Origin of the sequence: Pseudooceanicola lipolyticus, from assembly GCF_002786325.1 — a bacterium.
GTDB lineage: Bacteria > Pseudomonadota > Alphaproteobacteria > Rhodobacterales > Rhodobacteraceae > Pseudooceanicola_C > Pseudooceanicola_C lipolyticus.
This window is the reverse complement of sequence record NZ_PGTB01000070.1, coordinates 1-19,801: the sequence shown is the minus strand read 5'-3', so window position 1 is coordinate 19,801 and position 19,801 is coordinate 1. Positions and strand designations below refer to the sequence as shown.

At 64.3% G+C, this 19,801-nt stretch carries 16 protein-coding genes and 1 tRNA gene; 8 read left to right on the top strand and 9 right to left on the bottom strand.

Annotation, left to right across the window (positions count from 1 at the left end; all coding sequences use genetic code 11):
* From CVM52_RS15325 to CVM52_RS15315, 3 genes are all read left to right on the top strand, one after another.
* Positions 1 to 688: DNA mismatch repair MutL family protein (locus CVM52_RS15325; protein ID WP_503128394.1), on the top strand; the 688-nt coding region annotated here is incomplete at its 5' end.
* A complete protein-coding gene (locus CVM52_RS15320) occupies positions 685 to 1,929 on the top strand; it encodes a DNA recombination protein RmuC (RefSeq protein ID WP_100163355.1) in 1,245 nt (414 codons plus the stop codon). The genes CVM52_RS15325 and CVM52_RS15320, both read left to right, overlap by 4 nt.
* A 208-nt stretch (positions 1,930 to 2,137) precedes the next feature.
* The gene (locus tag CVM52_RS15315) at positions 2,138 to 2,452 is read left to right on the top strand and encodes a DUF3775 domain-containing protein (protein ID WP_100163354.1); all 315 of its coding nucleotides are present in this window, start codon (positions 2,138 to 2,140) and stop codon (positions 2,450 to 2,452) included.
* Positions 2,453 to 2,779: 327 nt separating this feature from the next.
* Here CVM52_RS15315 and carB read toward each other — a convergent pair whose 3' ends face one another.
* Positions 2,780 to 6,118, bottom strand: a complete 3,339-nt coding sequence (gene carB, locus CVM52_RS15310; RefSeq protein WP_100163353.1) for a carbamoyl-phosphate synthase large subunit — start codon at positions 6,116 to 6,118, stop codon at positions 2,780 to 2,782.
* A gap of 123 nt (positions 6,119 to 6,241) precedes the next feature.
* Positions 6,242 to 7,477: an SAM-dependent methyltransferase gene (locus CVM52_RS15305; RefSeq protein ID WP_100163352.1), complete on the bottom strand. Its 1,236-nt coding sequence runs from the start codon at positions 7,475 to 7,477 to the stop codon at positions 6,242 to 6,244.
* A 184-nt stretch (positions 7,478 to 7,661) separates the two neighbouring features.
* On the opposite strand from CVM52_RS15305, the gene aspS reads away from it, so the two are divergent.
* Both aspS and CVM52_RS15295 read left to right on the top strand, forming a co-directional pair.
* Positions 7,662 to 9,446, top strand: coding sequence for an aspartate--tRNA ligase (gene aspS / locus CVM52_RS15300; RefSeq protein WP_100163351.1), 1,785 nt, complete (start codon positions 7,662 to 7,664; stop codon positions 9,444 to 9,446).
* A gap of 58 nt (positions 9,447 to 9,504) precedes the next feature.
* Positions 9,505 to 10,320 carry a BglII/BstYI family type II restriction endonuclease gene (locus CVM52_RS15295; protein ID WP_306372763.1) on the top strand — a complete coding sequence of 272 codons (816 nt, stop codon included), beginning with the start codon at positions 9,505 to 9,507 and terminating at the stop codon, positions 10,318 to 10,320.
* Positions 10,321 to 10,328: 8 nt separating this feature from the next.
* On the opposite strand, the gene CVM52_RS15290 is transcribed toward CVM52_RS15295, so the two are convergent.
* The 5 genes from CVM52_RS15290 to CVM52_RS15270 form a co-directional block, all read right to left on the bottom strand.
* Positions 10,329 to 11,210 (bottom strand): adenylate/guanylate cyclase domain-containing protein, encoded by an 882-nt coding sequence (locus tag CVM52_RS15290; RefSeq protein ID WP_100163350.1) that lies wholly within the window; start codon positions 11,208 to 11,210, stop codon positions 10,329 to 10,331.
* Between the two features lie 169 nt (positions 11,211 to 11,379).
* A complete protein-coding gene (locus CVM52_RS15285; protein WP_370741578.1) occupies positions 11,380 to 12,399 on the bottom strand; it encodes a Fe(3+) ABC transporter substrate-binding protein in 1,020 nt (339 codons plus the stop codon).
* Between the two features lie 172 nt (positions 12,400 to 12,571).
* Entirely contained in the window at positions 12,572 to 12,697 is a 126-nt protein-coding gene (gene ykgO, locus CVM52_RS15280; RefSeq protein WP_005850168.1) for a type B 50S ribosomal protein L36, read from the bottom strand.
* 303 nt (positions 12,698 to 13,000) lie between these two features.
* Complete coding sequence (locus CVM52_RS15275; RefSeq protein WP_100163348.1) at positions 13,001 to 14,512, bottom strand: Tad domain-containing protein; 1,512 nt, start codon at positions 14,510 to 14,512, stop codon at positions 13,001 to 13,003.
* Positions 14,513 to 14,514: 2 nt separating this feature from the next.
* Complete coding sequence (locus CVM52_RS15270) at positions 14,515 to 14,964, bottom strand: TadE/TadG family type IV pilus assembly protein (RefSeq protein ID WP_100163347.1); 450 nt, start codon at positions 14,962 to 14,964, stop codon at positions 14,515 to 14,517.
* Positions 14,965 to 15,533: 569 nt separating this feature from the next.
* Here CVM52_RS15270 and CVM52_RS26640 point away from each other — a divergent pair.
* Positions 15,534 to 16,322 carry a hypothetical protein gene (locus CVM52_RS26640; RefSeq protein ID WP_133119859.1) on the top strand — a complete coding sequence of 263 codons (789 nt, stop codon included), beginning with the start codon at positions 15,534 to 15,536 and terminating at the stop codon, positions 16,320 to 16,322.
* A 155-nt stretch (positions 16,323 to 16,477) separates the two neighbouring features.
* Here the strand turns inward: CVM52_RS26640 and CVM52_RS15255 are convergent.
* A tRNA-Val gene (locus CVM52_RS15255) sits at positions 16,478 to 16,552 on the bottom strand.
* Positions 16,553 to 16,677: 125 nt separating this feature from the next.
* Between CVM52_RS15255 and CVM52_RS15250 the strand changes: the two genes are divergently transcribed.
* On the top strand, positions 16,678 to 17,562 hold the full coding sequence (locus tag CVM52_RS15250) for an N-formylglutamate amidohydrolase (RefSeq protein WP_205964963.1): 885 nt from the start codon (positions 16,678 to 16,680) through the stop codon (positions 17,560 to 17,562).
* A gap of 5 nt (positions 17,563 to 17,567) precedes the next feature.
* Here the strand turns inward: CVM52_RS15250 and CVM52_RS15245 are convergent, their stop codons facing one another.
* A complete protein-coding gene (locus tag CVM52_RS15245; RefSeq protein ID WP_100163344.1) occupies positions 17,568 to 18,821 on the bottom strand; it encodes a DNA polymerase IV in 1,254 nt (417 codons plus the stop codon).
* 198 nt (positions 18,822 to 19,019) lie between these two features.
* On the opposite strand from CVM52_RS15245, the gene CVM52_RS15240 reads away from it, so the two are divergent.
* On the top strand, positions 19,020 to 19,436 hold the full coding sequence (locus CVM52_RS15240) for an NUDIX domain-containing protein (protein WP_100163343.1): 417 nt from the start codon (positions 19,020 to 19,022) through the stop codon (positions 19,434 to 19,436).
* Positions 19,437 to 19,801: the final 365 nt, after the last annotated feature.

The following is a 19,801-nucleotide window of genomic DNA, read 5'->3' as shown; positions in this document are numbered from 1 at the left end:
CTATCAGGCGCAGGCGCCCGGATTTGCCGAGCTGTCCGACAGCTACAGCGCGCGGGTGGTGGATACGCCGGCCGCGCCCGAGGCACCCGCCGAGGTCCCGCCCGAGGCGCATCCGCTGGGCGCCGCGCGCGGGCAGCTGCACGAGAATTACATCATCGCCCAGACCGAAACTGGCATGGTGATCGTCGATCAGCACGCCGCGCATGAACGGCTGGTCTATGAAAAGCTGAAACGCCAGATGGCGGAAAACGGCGTCACCGCGCAGGCGCTGCTGATCCCCGAGATTGTCGAACTGTCCGAGTCCGATTGCACCCGGCTGATGGAGGTGGCGAACGACCTCTCGCGCCTGGGCCTGACCGTCGAACCCTTTGGCGGCGGCGCGGTGGCGGTGCGCGAAACCCCGGCGATCCTGGGCGAGGTGAATGCCGCCGCGATGATCCGCGATATTCTGGATGAGCTGGATGACATGGGATCGTCGCAGATGGTGCAGGCGCGGATCGAGGCGATCCTCAGCCGTGTCGCCTGCCACGGTTCGGTCCGTTCGGGCCGCCGGATGCGGGCGGAAGAGATGAACGCGCTGCTGCGCGAGATGGAGGCGACGCCGCATTCCGGCCAGTGCAACCATGGCCGGCCCACCTATGTCGAGCTGAAGCTCAGAGATATCGAACGGTTGTTCGGGCGGACATGATCGAGTTTCAAGGATATACCGTCGCGCTGGACGACCCGCTGGTGATTGCCGCGCTGGCCGGGGCCGGGGCGGTGCTGCTGATCCTGATCCTGCTGGTGCTGGCGATCCGCGCTGCCGGGCGCTCGGCACGGATGGCCGCGCCCCTGGCGCAGCAGCTTGCCACCCTGGGCGGCCATGTACAGCAGCTGGGCTATGGCCAGGAACAGCTGCGTGGCGGGTTGCAGATGGTCTCGGATACCCAGGCCAATGCCCAGGCACAGGTGATTCAGACGGTGGAATCGCGCCTGGCCTCGGTGCAGCAGCAGATGAACGACCGGCTGGCCGAGAACGCGATGAAATCGGCGCGCGCGCTGTCCGAGATGCAGGAGCGGATGCGCGAAACCCTGCATGGCTCGTCCAAGCAGACCACCACCTCGCTGACCCAGTTGCAAGAGCGGCTGGCCACCATCGACAAGGCGCAGGAAAACATCACCCGGCTGTCGGGCGATGTGCTGAGCCTGCAGGACATTCTGAGCAACAAGCAGACGCGCGGCGCCTTCGGAGAGATCCAGCTGCATGACATCGTGTCCAAGGCGCTGCCGGCCGACAGCTATGCGCTGCAGGCGACGCTGTCGAACGGCAAGCGGGTGGATTGCCTGATTCACCTGCCGAACCCGCCGGGACCGATTGCCATCGACGCCAAGTTCCCGCTGGAAGCGTACGAGGCTCTGCGCCGCGCCGGGACCGAGCGCGAGGCTGCCGAGGCTGCCAAGGCGCTGCGGGTGGCGATCCGCAAACATATTTCGGATATCGCCGAGCGGTACCTGATCGAGGGCGAAACCGCCGATGGCGCGCTGATGTTCCTGCCTTCCGAGGCGGTCTATGCCGAGCTGCATGCCAATTTCCCGGAACTGGTGCGCGAGGGCTTTGCCAAGCGGGTCTGGATTGTCTCGCCCACCACCTGCATGGCGACGCTGAACACCATGCGGGCGATCCTGAAGGACGCACGGATGCGCGAACAGGCCGGCGCCATCCGCGGCACGCTGAAGCTGTTGCATCGCGACGTGGAACTGGTGGTGGAACGGGTCGGCAAGCTGAACACGCATTTCGCCCAGGCGCGCAAGGATGTCGAGGATATCAACACCGCCGCCGAACGCGCCGGCAAACGGGCGACACGGCTGGACAATTTCGACTTCGAGGAGTTGGCCCCCGACGCGCCCGGCAATATCGTGCCGCTGGGCAAGCACGAGCAGGGATCCTGACCTCAACTCCGCTCTGAAACTCCCCATGATCAGCGTGCGTCGGGCAGATCGAGCCGAGCCGGGGTAGCGGGGCTCGTCACCACATGTCTCCGGCGATTGAGCGCTGTGTCATCCGCCGCGCGCCCGGGCTGGTTTGCGCTGGATCAAGGACACCCCATATGATGGGGGCAAGGATGTCCGGAACGCGCGTGAACGAAAGGAAGCCGCTATGGAGATTTCTGCACGACAGGTGGCCCAGGTTGCCCTGATGGGGCACGAACTGGACCGGGCCGAGCCCGAGCTGCGCGCCTTTATCGACCGGATGAGCGAGGACGCGCAGGCCGAGTTGGTGGCGATCATGTGGATCGGCCGCGGCAGCTTCGACCCCGAAGACCTGCAAGAGGCCATCGATACCGCGCGCGCCGAGGCCACGACACCCTGTGCCGATTACCTGATCGGCACCCCGCACCTGTCAGATCATCTGGAAAACGGGCTGGAGGCGCTGGGGTTTCCGGTTGCGGATGTCGAGGACCAGCTGCTGTAGGCCGGTCAGATCAGCGGCACCAGCGGGATGCCGTGACAGGCCGAAAGCGCCGCGAGGGCGAAGAGGGCAAGAGCGATGCGCATGGGAGGTCCTTTTCTCTGCTCGTTTTGCCCAAAGGGTCGGTGAACAGGCCGCTCCGATCAAGGCTAGCCTCGCCGTTTTCAGCCAACTGCGCCCGTTTTGCCATGATCGAACGGGCCTGATCGCGCGGATTACGGCTCCAGCGCCGCAACCCCCGTTGCCCCACGCGCCCGTCACCCCGGAGCTGATCCGGGGTGTCTACGCCCTCAAGAGATCCCGGCGCTTGTTCGGTAACGCCTCGCGCCCCTAGGCCTGCAGCGGCTTTACCCCGACCTCGCCCTCGGCCTGGGCCTTGATCGCCAGCGCGGCGGCGTGGCTGCCGGCGGCAGTGGTGAAATAGGGGATTTTGTCATACAGGGCGACCGAGCGGATCGACTTGGAATCCTCCACCGCCTGCGCGCCCTCGGTCGAGTTCATCACCAGGTCGACGCCGCCATCCTTCATCATGTCGACGATATCCGGCCGGCCTTCATAGACCTTGTTGACCGTGGTGCAGGGCACCCCATTCGCTTCCAGCCAGGCGGCGGTGCCGCGGGTGGCGACCAGCGAAAAGTCCTGGGCGGTGAGGATCTGCGCGGCCTCCAGCATTTCCGGCGTCTTGTCGTCATCCTTGATCGACAGGAAGGCACAGCCCGAGGCCGGCAGCTTCATGCCGGCGCCCATCTGTGCCTTGAGGAAGGCGCGGGGGAAATCGCGGTCCCAGCCCATCACCTCGCCGGTCGAGCGCATCTCGGGGCCGAGGATGGTGTCGACACCGGGGAAACGGGCAAAGGGCAGCACCGCCTCCTTGACCGAGAACCAGGGCATGTCCGGATCGGCCAGAGTCAGCGGATCGGCCAGCGGCAGCACGGTGTCATAATCGACATCGGCATAGGGCGCGCGCATCGGGAAATTGGACAGCGGCTCGCCGGCCATCACCCGCGCGGCGATCGAGGCGATGGCGCTGTCGGTGGCCTTGGCCACGAAGGGCACGGTGCGCGAGGCGCGGGGGTTGACCTCGATCAGGTAGATCTCGCCGTCCTTGACCGCGAATTGCACGTTCATCAGTCCGACCACGTTCAGCGCATGGGCCAGCGCCTCGGTCTGTTGCTTGACCTCGGCGATGATCTCTTTCGGCAGCGAATAGGGCGGCAGCGAACAGGCGCTGTCGCCGGAATGTACCCCGGCCTCTTCGATATGCTGCATGATGCCGGCAACATGCACCTGCTTGCCGTCGCACAGCGCGTCGACATCCAGTTCGACCGCGCCGGCCAGATAGCTGTCCAGCAGCACCGGGCTGTCGCCCGACACCACCACCGCCTCGTTGATGTAGCGTTCCAGCCCGGCCATGTCGCGGACGATCTCCATCGCCCGGCCGCCCAGCACGTAGGAGGGGCGGATCACCAGCGGAAAGCCGATCTCGCCGGCGATCTCCAGCGCCTCGGCGTCGGAATGGGCGATGCCGTTATGCGGCTGTTTCAGCCCCAGCTTCTGCACCAGTTGCTGGAACCGCTCGCGGTCTTCGGCCAGGTCGATGGCATCGGGCGTGGTGCCCAGGATCGGAATGCCCTCGTCGAACAGCGCATTGGCGAGCTTCAGCGGAGTCTGACCGCCGAATTGCACGATCACGCCATGCAGCGTGCCGTTGTCGCGTTCGACCCGCAAAATCTCCATGACATGTTCGAAGGTGAGCGGTTCGAAATACAGCCGGTCCGAGGTGTCGTAATCGGTCGACACCGTCTCGGGGTTGCAGTTGACCATGATGGTCTCATAGCCGGCATCGGTCAGCGCGAAACAGGCATGACAGCAGCAATAGTCGAATTCGATGCCCTGGCCGATCCGGTTGGGACCGCCGCCCAGGATCACCACCTTTTTGCGGTCGCTGGGCCGCGCCTCGCATTCCACCTCGCCCATCATCGGCTCTTCATAGGTCGAATACATATAAGGCGTCTGCGCCTCGAACTCGGCGGCGCAGGTGTCGATTCGCTTGAACACGGCGACCACGCCGGCATTGACGCGGGCGCGGCGCACCTCGGCTTCGGGCAGGCCGGTCAGCTTGGCCAGCCGGGCATCGGTAAAGCCCATCATTTTCAGTTGGCGCAGCCCCTCGGCCTCGGCGGGCAACCCGTTCTGCTCCACCTCCTGCTCGGTCTCGATGATCTCGCGGATGCGGGCCAGGAACCAGGGGTCGTATTTGGTGATCGCCTGTATCCGGTCATCTTCGATCCCTTCGCGCATCGCCTGGGCGATCACCCGCAGCCGGTCCGGGGTCTGGTCGGCCAGCGCCTTGACGATCGCCGCCTCGCCCGAGACCGGGTCATCGGCACCGGGGATGGCGATTTCGTCAAACCCGGTCAGGCCGGTTTCCATCGAGGCCAGCGCCTTTTGCAGGCTTTCGTGGATGGTGCGGCCGATGGCCATCGCCTCACCCACCGATTTCATCGCGGTGGTCAGGCGCGGTTCCGAGCCGGGGAATTTCTCGAAGGCGAAGCGCGGGATCTTGGTGACGACATAATCGATGGTCGGCTCGAAGCTGGCCGGCGTCACCTTGGTGATGTCATTGTCCAGCTCGTCCAGCGTATAGCCCACCGCCAGCTTGGCGGCGATCTTGGCAATCGGGAAGCCGGTGGCCTTCGACGCCAGCGCCGAAGAGCGCGACACCCGCGGGTTCATCTCGATCACCACCATGCGGCCGTCTTCGGGGTTGATCGCCCATTGCACGTTCGACCCGCCGGTTTCGACGCCGATCTCGCGCAGCACGGCGATCGAGCCGTTGCGCATGATCTGGTATTCCTTGTCGGTCAGCGTCAGGGCAGGGGCCACGGTGATCGAATCGCCGGTATGCACCCCCATCGGGTCGACGTTTTCGATCGAGCAGACGATGATCGCGTTGTCGGCGGTGTCGCGCACCACCTCCATCTCGAATTCCTTCCAGCCCAGCAGGCTTTCATCGACCAGGATCTGACCGACCGGCGAGGCGTCCATGCCCGAGCGGCAATAGTGGATGTAATCGTCGCGGTTATAGGCGACCCCGCCACCGGTGCCGCCCAGGGTAAAGGCGGGGCGGATGATGGCGGGCAGGCCGATATCCTCCAGCGCCTCCAGCGCGATCTGCACGCCGGCATCCAGGTCAAAGCCCTTCGGCCCCTTGGGCGCGGTGACGATGGTGGCGCGCGGGTTTTCCAGCCCCAGCCGGTCCATCGCGTCGCGGAACAGCTTGCGGTCCTCGGCCATCTCGATGGCCTCGCGCTTGGCGCCGATCATCTCGACGCCGTGTTCGGCCAGCACGCCCATCTCTTCCAGCTTCAGCGCGGTGTTCAGCCCGGTCTGGCCGCCCATCGTGGGCAGCAGCGCGTCGGGTTTTTCCTTGGCGATGATCTTGGCGACAACCTCGGGGGTGATCGGCTCGATATAGGTGGCATCGGCCAGCCCCGGGTCGGTCATGATCGTCGCCGGGTTCGAATTGACCAGGATGACCCGATAACCTTCCTCGCGCAGCGCCTTGCAGGCCTGGGCGCCGGAATAGTCGAATTCGCAGGCCTGCCCGATGATGATGGGCCCCGCACCGATGATCATGATCGACTGGATGTCGGTTCTCTTCGGCATGTCTTGGCCCCCATTGTCAACGAGTCGGGGCGCCCGCGCAGCAGGCGGCGCCCAAATTGACCCGCGTTATAGGCATGGAGGTGACGGGTGCAAGCGCCAATCCGCGCCGGCAGCGGCGCAGGGCTATTCCGCCGCCTGACGCCGGTGCGACGTCGAGGGCGCGCCGCGATAGAGATAGTCGCGGGTCAGCGGCACCGCCGTCGGTTTATGCGCCAGCTGGAACTGGAACACGCCTTGCTGTTCCTCCTCGAAGGTCATGTAGCAGGCAATCAGATAATAGCGCCACATTCGGATGAACCGTTCGTCATGGGTCTTGCGCACTTCGTCCAGGTTGGCGTCGAACCGTTTCAGCCAGTGCCGCAGCGTATAGGCGTAATGCAGGCGCAGCACCTCGGTGTCGCAATTCCACAAGCCCGATTTCTCGATCGGTAGTGCCAGTTCCGACAACGATGGCACATAGCCGCCGGGGAAGATGTATTTCACCAGCCATTCCGACTGGGCCGCCGGCGGGCAGGTCAGACCAATGGTATGGATCAGGGCGACACCATCCTCGGTCAGCAGATCCGCGACCTTGCTGAAATACTCCTCGTAATGCGGCAGGCCGACATGCTCCAGCATCCCGACCGACACGATACGGTCAAAGGGTTCGTTCAGCAGGCGGTAATCCTGCAGCCGCAGGTCGACCAGTTCTTCCAGCCCGGCCTCTTTCACCCGTTCGCGGGCCAGGGCCAGCTGGTTTTCCGACAGCGTCACGCCGACCACCCGCGCGCCGTAATCGCGGGCCAGGGTGATCGCCATGCCGCCCCAGCCACAGCCGATATCCAGCACCCGCATCCCCGGTTCGATCATCAGCTTGGCGGCGATATGCGCCTTCTTGGCCGCCTGCGCCTCTTCCAGCGACACCGAAGGGTCGGTGAAATAGGCGCAGCTGTATTGCATGTCCTCGTCCAGGAACAATTTGTAGAGATCGTTGGACAGGTCATAGTGATGCGCCACGTTCGACCGGGCCAGGTCGGGCGTATTGCGCTGTATCCAATGCCCCAGCCGGAATCGCATCTGGTTGAAGACCCGCACCCAGATCGGGAACACGGTTTCGTAGCGGTTGCGCAGGACCAGCCGCATCAGGCCTTCCAGGTCATCATTCTCGACGACGATCCGCTGATCCATATAGGCTTCGCCCAAGGTCAGGTCGGGGCGGGTGCACAGGCCGCGGATGATCGCGGCGTCGCGGATGGTGATGGCGGCGGCGAGATCGCCCCCCGGGCCATAAGATTTGGTCTGCCCGTCTGGATAGGTGACGCGCAATTCGCCCGACCGGATCAGGCGGGACACCATCTTTTCGAATACCGATTCCCACATCGGATTCACCCCCGCTTCCTGTCTTTTGTCACGAATATGTAACGCAAACAGAGGACTACGCCAGAAAAAACATAATGCCCCTCGCCCGACCGTGGCCGGTAAACCGCGGTCGGCCCCTTGACTTCCCGGGGTGGGCGCGCTGTATCGGCGCGACTTGCCAAGCGCCGCCCAAAGGATCGACCCGATGCACGCCTATCGCAGCCACACCTGCGCCGCCCTGACCGCCGCCCATACCGGCGAGACCGTCCGCCTGTCGGGCTGGGTTCACCGGGTGCGCGATCACGGCGGAATCCTGTTCATCGACCTGCGCGATCACTACGGGGTGACCCAGGTGTTGTGCGATCCGGATTCGCCGGTGTTCAAGGCGGTCGAGAAGGTCCGCTCGGAATGGTGCATCCGCATCGATGGCGAGGTCAAGGCCCGCGATCCCGAACTGGTGAACCCGAAACTGCCCACCGGCGAGATCGAAGTGTTCATCCGCGACATGGAAGTGCTGGGCGCGGTGAATGGCGACCTGCCGCTGATGGTGTTCGGCGAGCAGGAATATCCCGAAGAGACACGCCTGCGCTATCGCTATCTGGACCTGCGGCGCGAGGCGATGCAGCGCAACATGACTCTGCGCTCGGACGTGGTGTCGTCGATGCGCCGCCGCATGTGGGATCAGGGCTTCCGCGAATATCAGACCCCGATCATCACCGCCTCCAGCCCCGAGGGCGCGCGCGACTTCCTGGTGCCGTCGCGCCTGCATCCGGGCAAGTTCTACGCGCTGCCGCAGGCGCCGCAGCAGTTCAAGCAGCTGATCATGGTGTCCGGGTTCGACAAGTATTTCCAGATCGCGCCCTGTTTCCGCGACGAGGATCCGCGCGCCGATCGCAGCCCGACCGATTTCTACCAGCTTGACATGGAAATGTCCTTTGTCACCCAGCAGGACGTGTTCGATACGGTCGGCCCGGTGCTGCAGGGCGTGTTCGAGGAATATGGCGAGGGCCAGAAGGTCGACGCCTATGCCGACTGGCCGCAGATCTCCTATCGCGACGCCGCGCTGTGGTACGGCACCGACAAGCCCGACCTGCGCAACCCGATCAAGATGCAGGTGGTCAGCGAACATTTCGCCGGATCGGGGTTTGCCATCTTTGCCAAACTGCTGGAACAGGACGGCACCGAGATCCGCGCCATCCCGGCGCCGGGCGGCGGGTCGCGCAAGTTCTGCGACCGGATGAACGCCTTTGCCCAGAAAGAGGGCCTGCCGGGCATGGGCTATATCTTCTGGCGCGACCAGGGCGAGGGCATGGAAGCCGCCGGTCCGCTGGCCAAGAATATCGGCCCCGAACGCACCGAGGCGATCCGCCAGCAGTTGGAACTCGGGGTCGGCGATGCCGCCTTCTTCCTCGGCGGCAAGCCCGAGAGCTTTGAGCGCGTCGCCGGCAAGGCGCGCGACGTGATCGGGGACGAGCTGAATCTGACCGAGAAAGACCGCTTTGCCTTTGCCTGGATCGTCGATTTCCCGATCTACGAAAAGGACGAGGAAACCGGCGCCATCGATTTCGAACATAACCCATTCTCGATGCCCCAGGGCGGCATGGCGGCACTGGAAGGCGACCCGCTGCAGGTGCTGGGCTATCAATACGACCTGTCCTGCAATGGCTATGAAATCCTCTCGGGCGCGATCCGCAACCACAAGCCCGAGATCATGTTCAAGGCCTTCGAAATCGCCGGCTATGGCGAGGATGAAGTGCGCAAACGCTTTGGCGGCATGGTCAACGCCTTCCAATATGGCGCGCCGCCGCATGGCGGCTGCGCGGCCGGGATCGACCGCATCGTGATGCTGCTGGCCGATACCGCCAATATTCGCGAGGTCATCATGTTCCCGATGAACCAGCGCGCCGAAGACCTGATGATGAACGCCCCCTCGGACCCGACCAGCGACCAGCTGATGGAACTGGGCCTGCGGGTGATTCCGCAGGAATAAGAGCGCTGCACGGGGTTCCCGCCCGCGGCGCTTGTCGCCCCGTGCACCGGCGTCTTAGATGTCGGACATGACACCCGGCAATTCCAGCGAAGGCATGATCGAACGGCTGCGCGCCGCCGGGTTCGACGTGCTGACCCGCAACCACGCCGAGGCCATCCTCGCGCATGACTTTCCCGGCGAGCTTGCCACCCTGGTCGCGCAGCTGACCGGCTTTCGCATCTCGATCAGCGAACTGGTCGGCGGCGGCGGCGGCGAATCAGGACAGACCCAGCGGCTGCGCAACGCCCTGCACGATGCGCAGTGGCGCAAACATCAGTTCAGCGTGCAAACCATCGTCGACGGCACCCCGCGCGATTCGATCAGCCACGAGGTCGATCATGTCCGATTTGCGCCGGGTGGCACGCTGGCGCTGGAAATCGAATGGAACAACAAGGACCCCTTCTTCGACCGCGACCTGGAGAATTTTCAGCGCCTGCATGCGCTGTCCGCGATCTCGGTCGGCATCATCGTCACCCGTGGCGCCACCATGCAGCAGGCGTTTTTGCCGCGTGTCACCGGCTGGATGAAGGCGCAGGGGCTGGGTGCGGAAGAGGATCTGGAGCGGCTCAACATCACCGAGCGCACCCGCGCCCAGCGTGATGCAGTGGCCCGGCAGGTGGCGCGCGGCGTGCCCTTTGCCGAGGCCTTCGCCAAGACCTTTGTCGCCAGCAAATTCGGTCAGGCCACCACCCATTGGGCCAAGCTGGAAGACCGCGTCGCGCGTGGCGTGGGCAATCCCTGTCCGTTGCTGCTGATCGGGCTGCCGGATGCGATTCTGACCGATGCCACCCCGGCCGAACATGTGCCGCCCGACCTGTTCGGCGATTCAGGCTGAGCGCTGGCCTAGACCGCCCGGATGCTGACATCCTGCGCGCTGAACTCCACCGCGCAGCTGTCATCGGTGGCGCCGGGCGCGCCCAGCAGGATGCGCCCTGACCCGTTCAGCATGGTGCTGCGGCGATGCACCGTCAGTTCGCTGCCATCCGGGGTCTGCAACACGCTGCCCGCGCTGCTGTGATCGGTATATTCCAGTTGCCCCTGACGAATCGCCAGCGCGCCGTGGCGGCGCGATACCCAGGCGTGGTTCAGCACCACGTCGCAGTCCTGCGACCGGCCGATGCTGAGCGTTTCACCCTCGCGGATGCGCCAGACCCGGCCCAGGCAGGTCAGTTCCACCATCTCGATCCGCGCCGGCTGTTCCGCCGCCTTGCGGTTGAACACCACGGTGGTCGCCGCCAGTTCGGGGACCGAGGCGGCATAGACCCGCGTCGGCGCCTCTTTGCCCTTGAGATGCAGGTCGCCGATTGTCTGCAGCAGCTCTTTGTGCTGCGACGACAGGTCGTCATAGCAATTTGCACCGACCAGCACCTCGCCCGGCTTGGCCAGCGAGGCCAGCCGCGCCGCGGTGTTCACCGCGCCGCCATACAGCCCGGCCTCCTGGTGCAGCACCTCGCCGAAATAGATGCCGGCATGGACCGACATGCCGTAATGCCATTCCTCGTTCACCATCGCCCAGGCGGCGTCGAAGGCATGATCGGGATGGGAGAAATAGCTGATCGTGTCATCGCCCTTGGACTTCACGCAATGGCCGCCCGAATCGGCGATGATCTCGCGCATTCGGCCCAGGACGGGGCCGATATATTGCAGCGCCGTCTCGTTGGTCACGCGCTCATACAGCTGCGTGCTGCCGGTGATGTCCGATATCAAAACACAGGCAAGCGGCATGGTCCCAGGTCATCCAATGTCGCGCGGCCCGCATGAAAAGACCCGGACCATCGGTCCGGGCCACCGGGCCCCGCCGGCATGATAGCCGCGAAGACCCATGAAAGGAAAAGGAAATGTGCCATTTGCGGGTCCGGCCCTGCCACCAGGGCCGCCGAACCCGCCGTTGGCATTATTCCCAGCCGACTTCGTTGAACAGCTTCTGGGCGACCGGCACGTTCTTTGCCACATCCGAAAGCAGAACCGCGTCGGCCTTGAATTCGCCCAGCTGGTCGACCGCTTCGGTCGTGGCGACCGACTCGACCACCGGGTATTCGTTATTGCCGGCGGCAAAATATTCCTGGGCACTGTCCGAGGCGAGATATTCCAGGAACTTCACCGCGTTGTCCTTGTTCGGCGCATGCGCGGCGACGCCACCGCCGGACAGGTTCATATGGGCGCCGGTGGTGTCCTGATTCGGAAACACCCAGCCGAACATCTCCAGGTGATCGCTCAGCCCGTCGACACTGCCGGCCAGGGCGCGGGCGAAGTAATAGGTGTTGGAGACCGCAATATCGCATTCGCCCGAGGCGACGCCGCGCAGCTGGTCGGTGTCGCCGCCCTGCGGATCGCGCGCCATGTTGTCCTTGACCCCCTGGGCCCAGGCGCGGGCGGCGTCTTCGCCCTCGTGGGTGATGATCGCGGCCAGCAGGGTCTGGTTGTAGGTGTTGGTGGACGACCGGATGCAGATCAGGCCCTGGTATTTCGGATCGGCCAGGTCGGCATAGGTTTGCGGCGGGTCCGACAGCTCGGTCTTGTCGTAAAAGATGATGCGGCCGCGCTGCGAGAAGCCGAACCACTGATTGTCGGTGTCCTGGGCGCTGGCGGGAACGCGCGATTCCAGCACCTCGCTGTCGATCGCCTGAAACAGCCCTTCGTTTTTCGCCCGCTCCAGCCGCGAGGTATCAACCGTCAGCAGCACGTCGGCGGGCGAATTCGCGCCCTCTGCCCGCATCCGCTCGATCAGCTCGTCGGCATTGCCCTCGATGCGGTTGATCCGGATGCCGGTGGCCTCTTCGAAATCGCTGTAAAGCCGTTCGTCGGTGTCGTAATGGCGCGAGGAATAGAGGTTCAGCTCTCCCTCGGCAGCGGCCGCGCCGCCCAGCATCGTGGTGCAGGCCGCAAGGGCGAGTCGGTGAAGGGTCGGTGTCATCAAAAGGTGCTCCTCGTTGTGCCAGATTATTTCTGACGGTTTAGCTCGGATATAGGATTCGGCTTCGCGGGCCAAGCCTCATTGCGATCCTGCGGGCAAAACCAGAGCCGGGGCACAAAATGAAAAAGGCCGCCCTTGCGGGGCGGCCCTGATCGTGTCGCGGGTTGCGGTCTCAGCCCTGGCGGGCTTTGAACCGGCGCTGCGTCTTGTTGATTACATAGACGCGGCCCTTGCGGCGCACCACCCGGCAATCGCGGTGCCGGTTCTTGAGCGAGCGCAGCGAGTTTCTGACCTTCATCGGCCTCTCCTGTTCTGCGGCGCCGGGTTATGCGCCTTCGCGTTGCGGACACCCCGGCACAGGTCCGGGGCAGTGAATTCGGGGCGGGCGGTTCCAGACATCTAGTGACTCGGTCGCGAGTCAAGGACAGCCGGTTCGCTCGACGAAGGGCGAATTACGGGAAACCGTCCACGAGGGCAAGGGGGGTTTCGTCAGAACATCGAAGTTTCTTGGCGTTAGGGCCGTGCCGACGCGCCCGGCGGGTGCGAACCCTGGTGTTTGGGCCGCGTTCCCGGGGCGCAGCCGGCACATCGCTGGCGCATCCTATCCGGCCAGACGCCGGGTGCAGACCAGGTCGAACACTTCAAGCTGAGCCTCGGCGATACGCAGGCCCAGCAGATCCTCGACAATTGCAGCCGCCAGGTCGCCTGCATCGGGTGCTACTGCGCCAAGCGGGAGATCGATGATCGAATGGGTCGCGTTCACCATGTACGCGATCGATGGTGCAACCGTCTTGGTCCGCTTCTTTTCCACATCTTCGTGGCTGAAGGTCACGGTTTCCGAGGTGCCTCCCGCCTGCAGGGCGGCGGCGACGGGCGGCAGCAGGTTCAGCGGCGGCAGCCCCAGCACCGAAAGGTCAAGATCGATCAGGCTGGCGGTTGCGGGCCGGAAGACGGCGGCCCTGTAATCCGGGTTCGAACTGCAATGTTCGCCATCTTCGTGCAACGTGGCGGTGGCATTGGCCACGCCCAGATTCAGCGACAGGTCAAGAAGGCCGGCAACCTGCGCACCCTCGATCGACAGCCTGATCTGTGACGTTCGCGCGACGGCATCCTCGTCACCGGGCCGGGCACCAATGACGATCTGCCTGGGTTCGGAAATCTGCAGCTTGACCGGTACATTCGCCAGAATGCCCAGGTCGGCGGTCAGTTCGAGGTCGACAATGCGTGTTCCCAAAACTTCAGCAGACCCGAACACGATATCTGCCGCGTTGAGTTCCAGAGGCGGCACCGGAGAGCCGACCTCGGCCTTGGACAGATCCTCGCTTAGGTAGATGAAATCGCCCAGCCGCACCGGCTGGTTGGACAGCGGCCCGGTGAGAACGGTAAAACCTTCGGGCACCAGCGCCTCGGTCAGCACGTCGCTCATGGTAAACTCGGCATCCAGGATCTCGGCATAGGTGCGCCCCGGCGACACAAGGGCGCCGCGCAGCGCAAGGCGGTCCAGCAATTCGAATGTGTGGATGCGCACCCCATGACCCGAACACAATGCGTCGGCCTGCAAACCCAGCATCGGTGCGACCAGCCCATTCAGCAGATCCAGCGAAGCCAGGCAGTTCGACAGGCCGAAGCTGACGCGCGGCACCGCGACCGCGATCGCCTTGCGCCGAATCGTGGCATTGGGGCCGCCCACCATCTTGCTGAGGATCGGCATTGCCGCCGGCGCCGCCGCGATCACCTTGACCGCCGAAACGTTTTCCAGCGTGCTCTGGTCGGCACTGGCGACAAAGTCATGAGTTTCAGACAGAATGCCCACCTGGATCTCGTCGCGCAGCGGGCTGCGCATGTCGAAGAACACTTCGCTCATCAAGGTTTCCGTCGCCGAAGCATGGACCGTGCCGACCGTATGCAGGTTGCGAATTCCGGATAGGGCGGCCATGTCGGCCTGCGACTGGATGAATTTTCGTTGCGCGTTCAGCACCGAAAAATCGATGGCGACGCCGGCGATCATCAGCAGACCGGGCAGCAGGATCATGAAGCCGACCGAAATTGCCGCGGTCGTTTCCCGGCACCAGGCGCGAAGCGCCCGGGAAAGGTGTGAGAGCGGATCCACCATGGTTACAGCCTCATGTAACCCGAACGCGTGAATGTTCCGACATCCAGGCCGACGGTCTTGCCAAAGCGCTGGATGTAATGGCCGTTCAGATCATAGGTCACGCTGACCGATACATTGGTCCGGTCGGCATTCAGAACGCAATCCACGCCAGTGATGCGGGTATGGGTCGCAAAGGAAAAATGCGGCGTCAGCTCGGGCAGAACCTCACTGTCGAGCGCGGCGCAAACTTCGTCTTGGCTCTCTCCCATATCGACATATTTCAAAGACTGTCGCGCAAGGTCGGACGCGACCTGCTGCACGTCGCTGAGCGTCGCAATGTAAATGCTGATCGCAACATATGTTAAGATCACGAGCATGATTGCCGGGAAGATGATGACAAATTCGACCGAACTTGTGCCCTCTTCGCTTTGACGGAACCGGCTGGCGTGCGACCAAAAAGCCTTTGGTTTCATGGCGATCTCCTTAAGTCGCAGAATGTGCTGGCTGATTTCGCCATCTGAAAAAAAATTTTTGTTTGGATTATGGCAAATTCTTGACGTGAGTGCATTTCTGTTTGTGCGTTTGCGAATGATCCCGTTCAACTTGTTGGTGTAATATCGAAAAATTGCTGCGTCTGAAAAGCCAAAGCTGGGGTCATTTTTGGATAATCTCGATGTAGGCAGGATATTGATAATATGTGATTAATCTTAATTTTACCTAGCGTCAAACCGTGTCATCGTGATGCTGTTTTGTCTCGCTGTTGCAGCAAGTTGTCAGGGGCCGTCCTTGCAACCAAAAATTGCACTGGGCAACCCCTGATCTGGTGGTCGATTTGTGGTGCCTGTGTGAAAAATTTCCGTCATTTTGAACGAGTTAACGAATTTTTCGAAAAAAATATCTATACTTATCAAATACTTAAAAATCTCGCTCCAGATTCGGTTGTGGCGGTCGCTTGGTGCCGAGAAAACTGCTCCAGTTGCGGCATGAAATTGCCGCAATTGGTTAACAACATTGGGAGGCTTTGTTAACGAAAGGTAGCGAAATGTCAGTATTTCTGTACAAGGCCCTGCTGAACCGCGCCGCTGGGGTCGCCATTGCCACCTGTCTGGCGCAGACCGTGTCCGCCGATATCGGCGTGGGTGCTGGTGTGGGCGTCGGCGTTGGTGACGGAGTCGGTGCGGCGGCCGGGGCGGGCGTCGGGATCGGGGACGGAATCGGTGTCGGTGCCGGCGTGGGCGTCGGAGTGGGTGACGGTATTGGCGTCGGTGCCGGTGTCGGCGTCGGTGTGGGCGATGCCAGTGCGTCGGCCGGAACAGAGGGCAGTGTCGGCGGCACATCCGGGACAGGTGTGTCCGCTGGTGTCGGTGTGGGGCTGGGGGATACCTCGGCCGGTGCAGCTGTCGGTGTTGACCCGTCGGGGACAGGAGATGACGGCATAGGTGTGGGCGTGGGTGTCGATGTCGGGGGAACCACCGGACATCCGAGCGGCCCGCCCTCGAACCCCGGAACGGATCCGACCGATCCTTCGACGCCGGGCGTTTCGAACCCGCCCAGCGCCTCCCAGCCCGCCTTCGCGGTGACCAGCAGCGGCAAAACCATCCCGATGCAGTCCCTGGTGGGCACTGTCGTCATATCCTCGGACCAGCACGTCCTGGGAATCGTGCAAGCCGCGTCGCAGGTTGCGACGGGCTACATGCTGGATGTGCAGCTGAACAATGCGCTGGGCTTTCGGCATGACAACGTCAAAGTTCAGGTGCGCACCGTGAACACGCGCGATGGCCGTGTCCGTCTGAAATCGTCGATCTGGCAGCTCCGGCAAAAGCTGGGCTGATCCGCCAAGATGGCGGCCTGGCCGCCATGCTGACTCGACACGCAATGCTGCGTCCGCCTGCCCAGGTGGGCGCAGCTTAACTGTGAAAAGCAGCTTGTTCCGCCTCGACCTGCGAGCCGAATCTCACCCCATCGGGCCGGGAAGCTGGAAATTCATGGTGGGCGGTACAAGGTTCGAACTTGTGACCCCTTCGATGTCAACGAAGTGCTCTACCACTGAGCTAACCGCCCATGAATCCCGGTGTGCGAACAGGCCCCATAACAAACGGGGCGCGGAATTCGCCGCGCCGGTAGCGGGTCTATAAAAGGAGTCGATGAGGTGATCAAGGGCTTTTGGATCGCCATCTTTCCGGGCTATGTTTCCCTGGAAGGAGACCGATTTGGATCAGGACGCATTTCAGCTCAGCGAACCGGCGCAGCTTCTGTCCTGCGCGGTATTTGCCTCGCCGCATTCCGGTAATCATTATCCCGAGGCCTTTCTGGCGCAAAGCCAGCTGGACCGCCAGGCGATCCGTTCGTCCGAGGACGCCTTTGTCGACCAACTGTTCGCCTGCGCGCCGGAATTCGGCGCGCCGCTGCTGGCCGCCGCGGTGCCGCGCGCCTTTGTCGATCTCAACCGCAGCACCGACGAGCTTGACCCGGCGCTGATCGAGGGGGTGCGGCGGCAGGGCCACAACCCGCGCGTGGCCAGCGGGCTGGGCGTGGTGCCGCGCGTGGTGGCAAACGGGCGGGCGATCTATCGTGGCAAGATTCGGCTGGCCGAGGCGCAGGCGCGCATCTCCACTTATTGGCATCCTTATCACGCGGCGCTGCAAGCGCTGTTGGAACAGGCGCATCGCCGCTTTGGCCAGGCGGTGCTGATCGACTGCCACTCGATGCCGCACGAGGCCACCGACAGCGCCGGGCGTGCCGGCCGGCAGGCGCCCGAGATCGTGATCGGCGACCGCTTTGGCGCCGCCGCCGGCGCCGATGTGGTCGACCGCATCGAGGCGGCCTTTGCCGCTGCCGGGCTGAAAGTGGTGCGCAACGCGCCCTTTGCCGGTGCCTATGTCACCCAGGCTTATGGCCGGCCCTCGCGCAACCAGCACGCGGTGCAGATCGAGATCGACCGGGCGCTATACATGGATGAACGGCTGATCCGGCCGAACGAGAATTTCGAGGCGCTGCGCCGCCTGCTGCGCCAGGTGATCGCCGATATCGCCCTGATCGGCCCGGAGGAAATGCCGCTCGCCGCGGAATAGCGCCGCTATCTCAGCGCCCGGCCCTTCAGGATCGCATCGCTGCCGAACCGGGCGCGGATGCGGTCGGTGGCGCGTTCCGCCGCGCCGCGCCGGGCGGCGCCGGGATCCAGCAGGTCGCCCTCGCGGTCGGCCTCGGCCTCGGGGCGCAGATCGCTCAGCCCCACCCCCAGCAACCGGTACGGGCCGGCATCTCCGGCCTGGTCGAACAGCGCCCGGGCGCTGCGGTACAGCGTGTCGGCCATCTGGGTGGCGTCGTGCAGCGCGCTGCGCCGGGTCAGGATGCGGTGATCGGCGCGTTTCAGTTTCAGCGTCACCACCCGCCCGGCCAGGCCGCGCGCCTTGGCGCGGTCGGCGACCTTTTCGGCCATGCGCCAGATATGGCCGTCGAGGATATCGGGATCGGCGGTGTCGGCGTGGAAGGTGGTTTCGTTCGAGAGCGACTTGACCGGCTCATGCGCCGAGACCCGGCGCCGGTCCTCGCCGCGGGCCAGGTGGTAGAGCCGCTCGCCCATCGCGCCGAAGCGGGCGTTCAGCGCCTCGCGGTCCCAGCGCAGCAGGTCGGAAAAGCTGCGGATGCCGGCGCGGTCCAGCGAATCCTGCGCCGCGGGCCCGATGCCCCAGATCAGCCGCACCGGCTTGTCCTGCAGAAAGGCGGCGGTGCCGGCACGCGAGATCACCGAGAAGCCGCGCGGCTTGTCGAGATCCGAGGCGACCTTGGCGAGGAACTTGTTGTGGGACAGGCCGATCGAGCCGGTCACGCCCAGTTCGGCTTTCATTCGCCGGGTCAGCCGCGCCAGCATCACCGCCGGCGGCGCGCCGTGCAGGCGCTGGGTGCCGGAGAGATCCATGAACGCCTCGTCCAGCGACAGCGGCTGGATCGCCGGGGTCAGCTCTTCCATCATCGTGCGGATCTGGCGCGAAACCTCGGCATAGGCCGACATGCGGGGTTTCAGCACCACCGCGTCAGGGCAGAGCCGCAGGGCCTGGAACATCGGCATCGCCGAGCGGACGCCGCGGATGCGGGCGATATAGCAGGCGGTGGAGACCACGCCGCGCCGGCCGCCGCCGATGATCACCGGCTTGTCCGCCAGTTCGGGATGGTCGCGTTTCTCGACGCTGGCATAGAAGGCGTCGCAATCCATATGGGCGATGGTGAGGCTGAACAGTTCGGGGTCGGCAACGATGCGGGGCGACCGGCAGGCGGGGCAGCGCGGGCCGGTTTCGAAGGTGGTCAGACAGTCGCGGCACAGGGCGGGCATGGGCGCAGTATATCACGCGCTGTCGCGGCTGGGACAGGGGGATAAGGCGTTGGGGGCGTTTGTGTTATCGCTAACGGCTTGGGGCGCCGGAGAGCGGGGGTGGAGAGCGAGAGGTCCCGGCACGAAGGCCGGATGAAACCGGCGCGGTGCTTGCCGTGCGCGCCGGCGCAGCGCATAGGAGGCGGAAGGAGGCATGACATGGCGTTTTCCGGTGCGAAACTGGCGCTGTTCCTGGGCGCGGACCTGCTGGTGATCCGGCGTGACAACCGCCCGGACATCCCGTTTCCCGATCACTGGGATCTGCCCGGCGGCGGGCGCGAGGGCGGGGAATCGCCGCAGTCCTGCGCCCTGCGCGAAACCTATGAGGAGGTCGGGCTGTGCCTGCGGCCGCGGCACCTGCTCTGGGCGGCAACCAGCTGGCAGCCGCATGGGCGGGTCTGGTTCTTTGTCGCCCGCCGGCCCGCGGCGCTGGCGCGGGCGGTGCGGTTTGGCAACGAGGGGCAGGGCTGGCGGCTGATGGCGCCCGCCGCCTATTGCCGCGACCGCCGGGCGATACCGCATATGGCGGCGCAGCTGCGCCGCTTTGGCAATGCCGGCGGCTTTCCACGGCGGTAGCGGTTCGGGGCGGTGGCAGGGGCAGGTTTTGGAGGGCTTACCCGAAAGGACCCCCCGCAGCCAGGGCGGGGGGAAGGTAACGAACCACAGGAAGATGAAGGTCCGTTGGGGGAGTGTCTCAAGATCCAGCATGTCCAATCCGGGCCCGTCGCCAAAGCCCGGAGTTGACAGTTTTGTGAAGTCGGCCGGCTGCTGTGCCTTTCCGGGCACAGTTCCGTCGCAAAAATGCCTACATAATGGTCAGGCGGGGATGCCGGACATCTCGTCAAGAATCTCCTGCACCGCGCTGCGGGGCGCCGGCGCGGCCCAGACCGGGCGGCCGATGACGATGTGATCGGCGCCGCCGCCCAGCGCGCCGGCCGGGG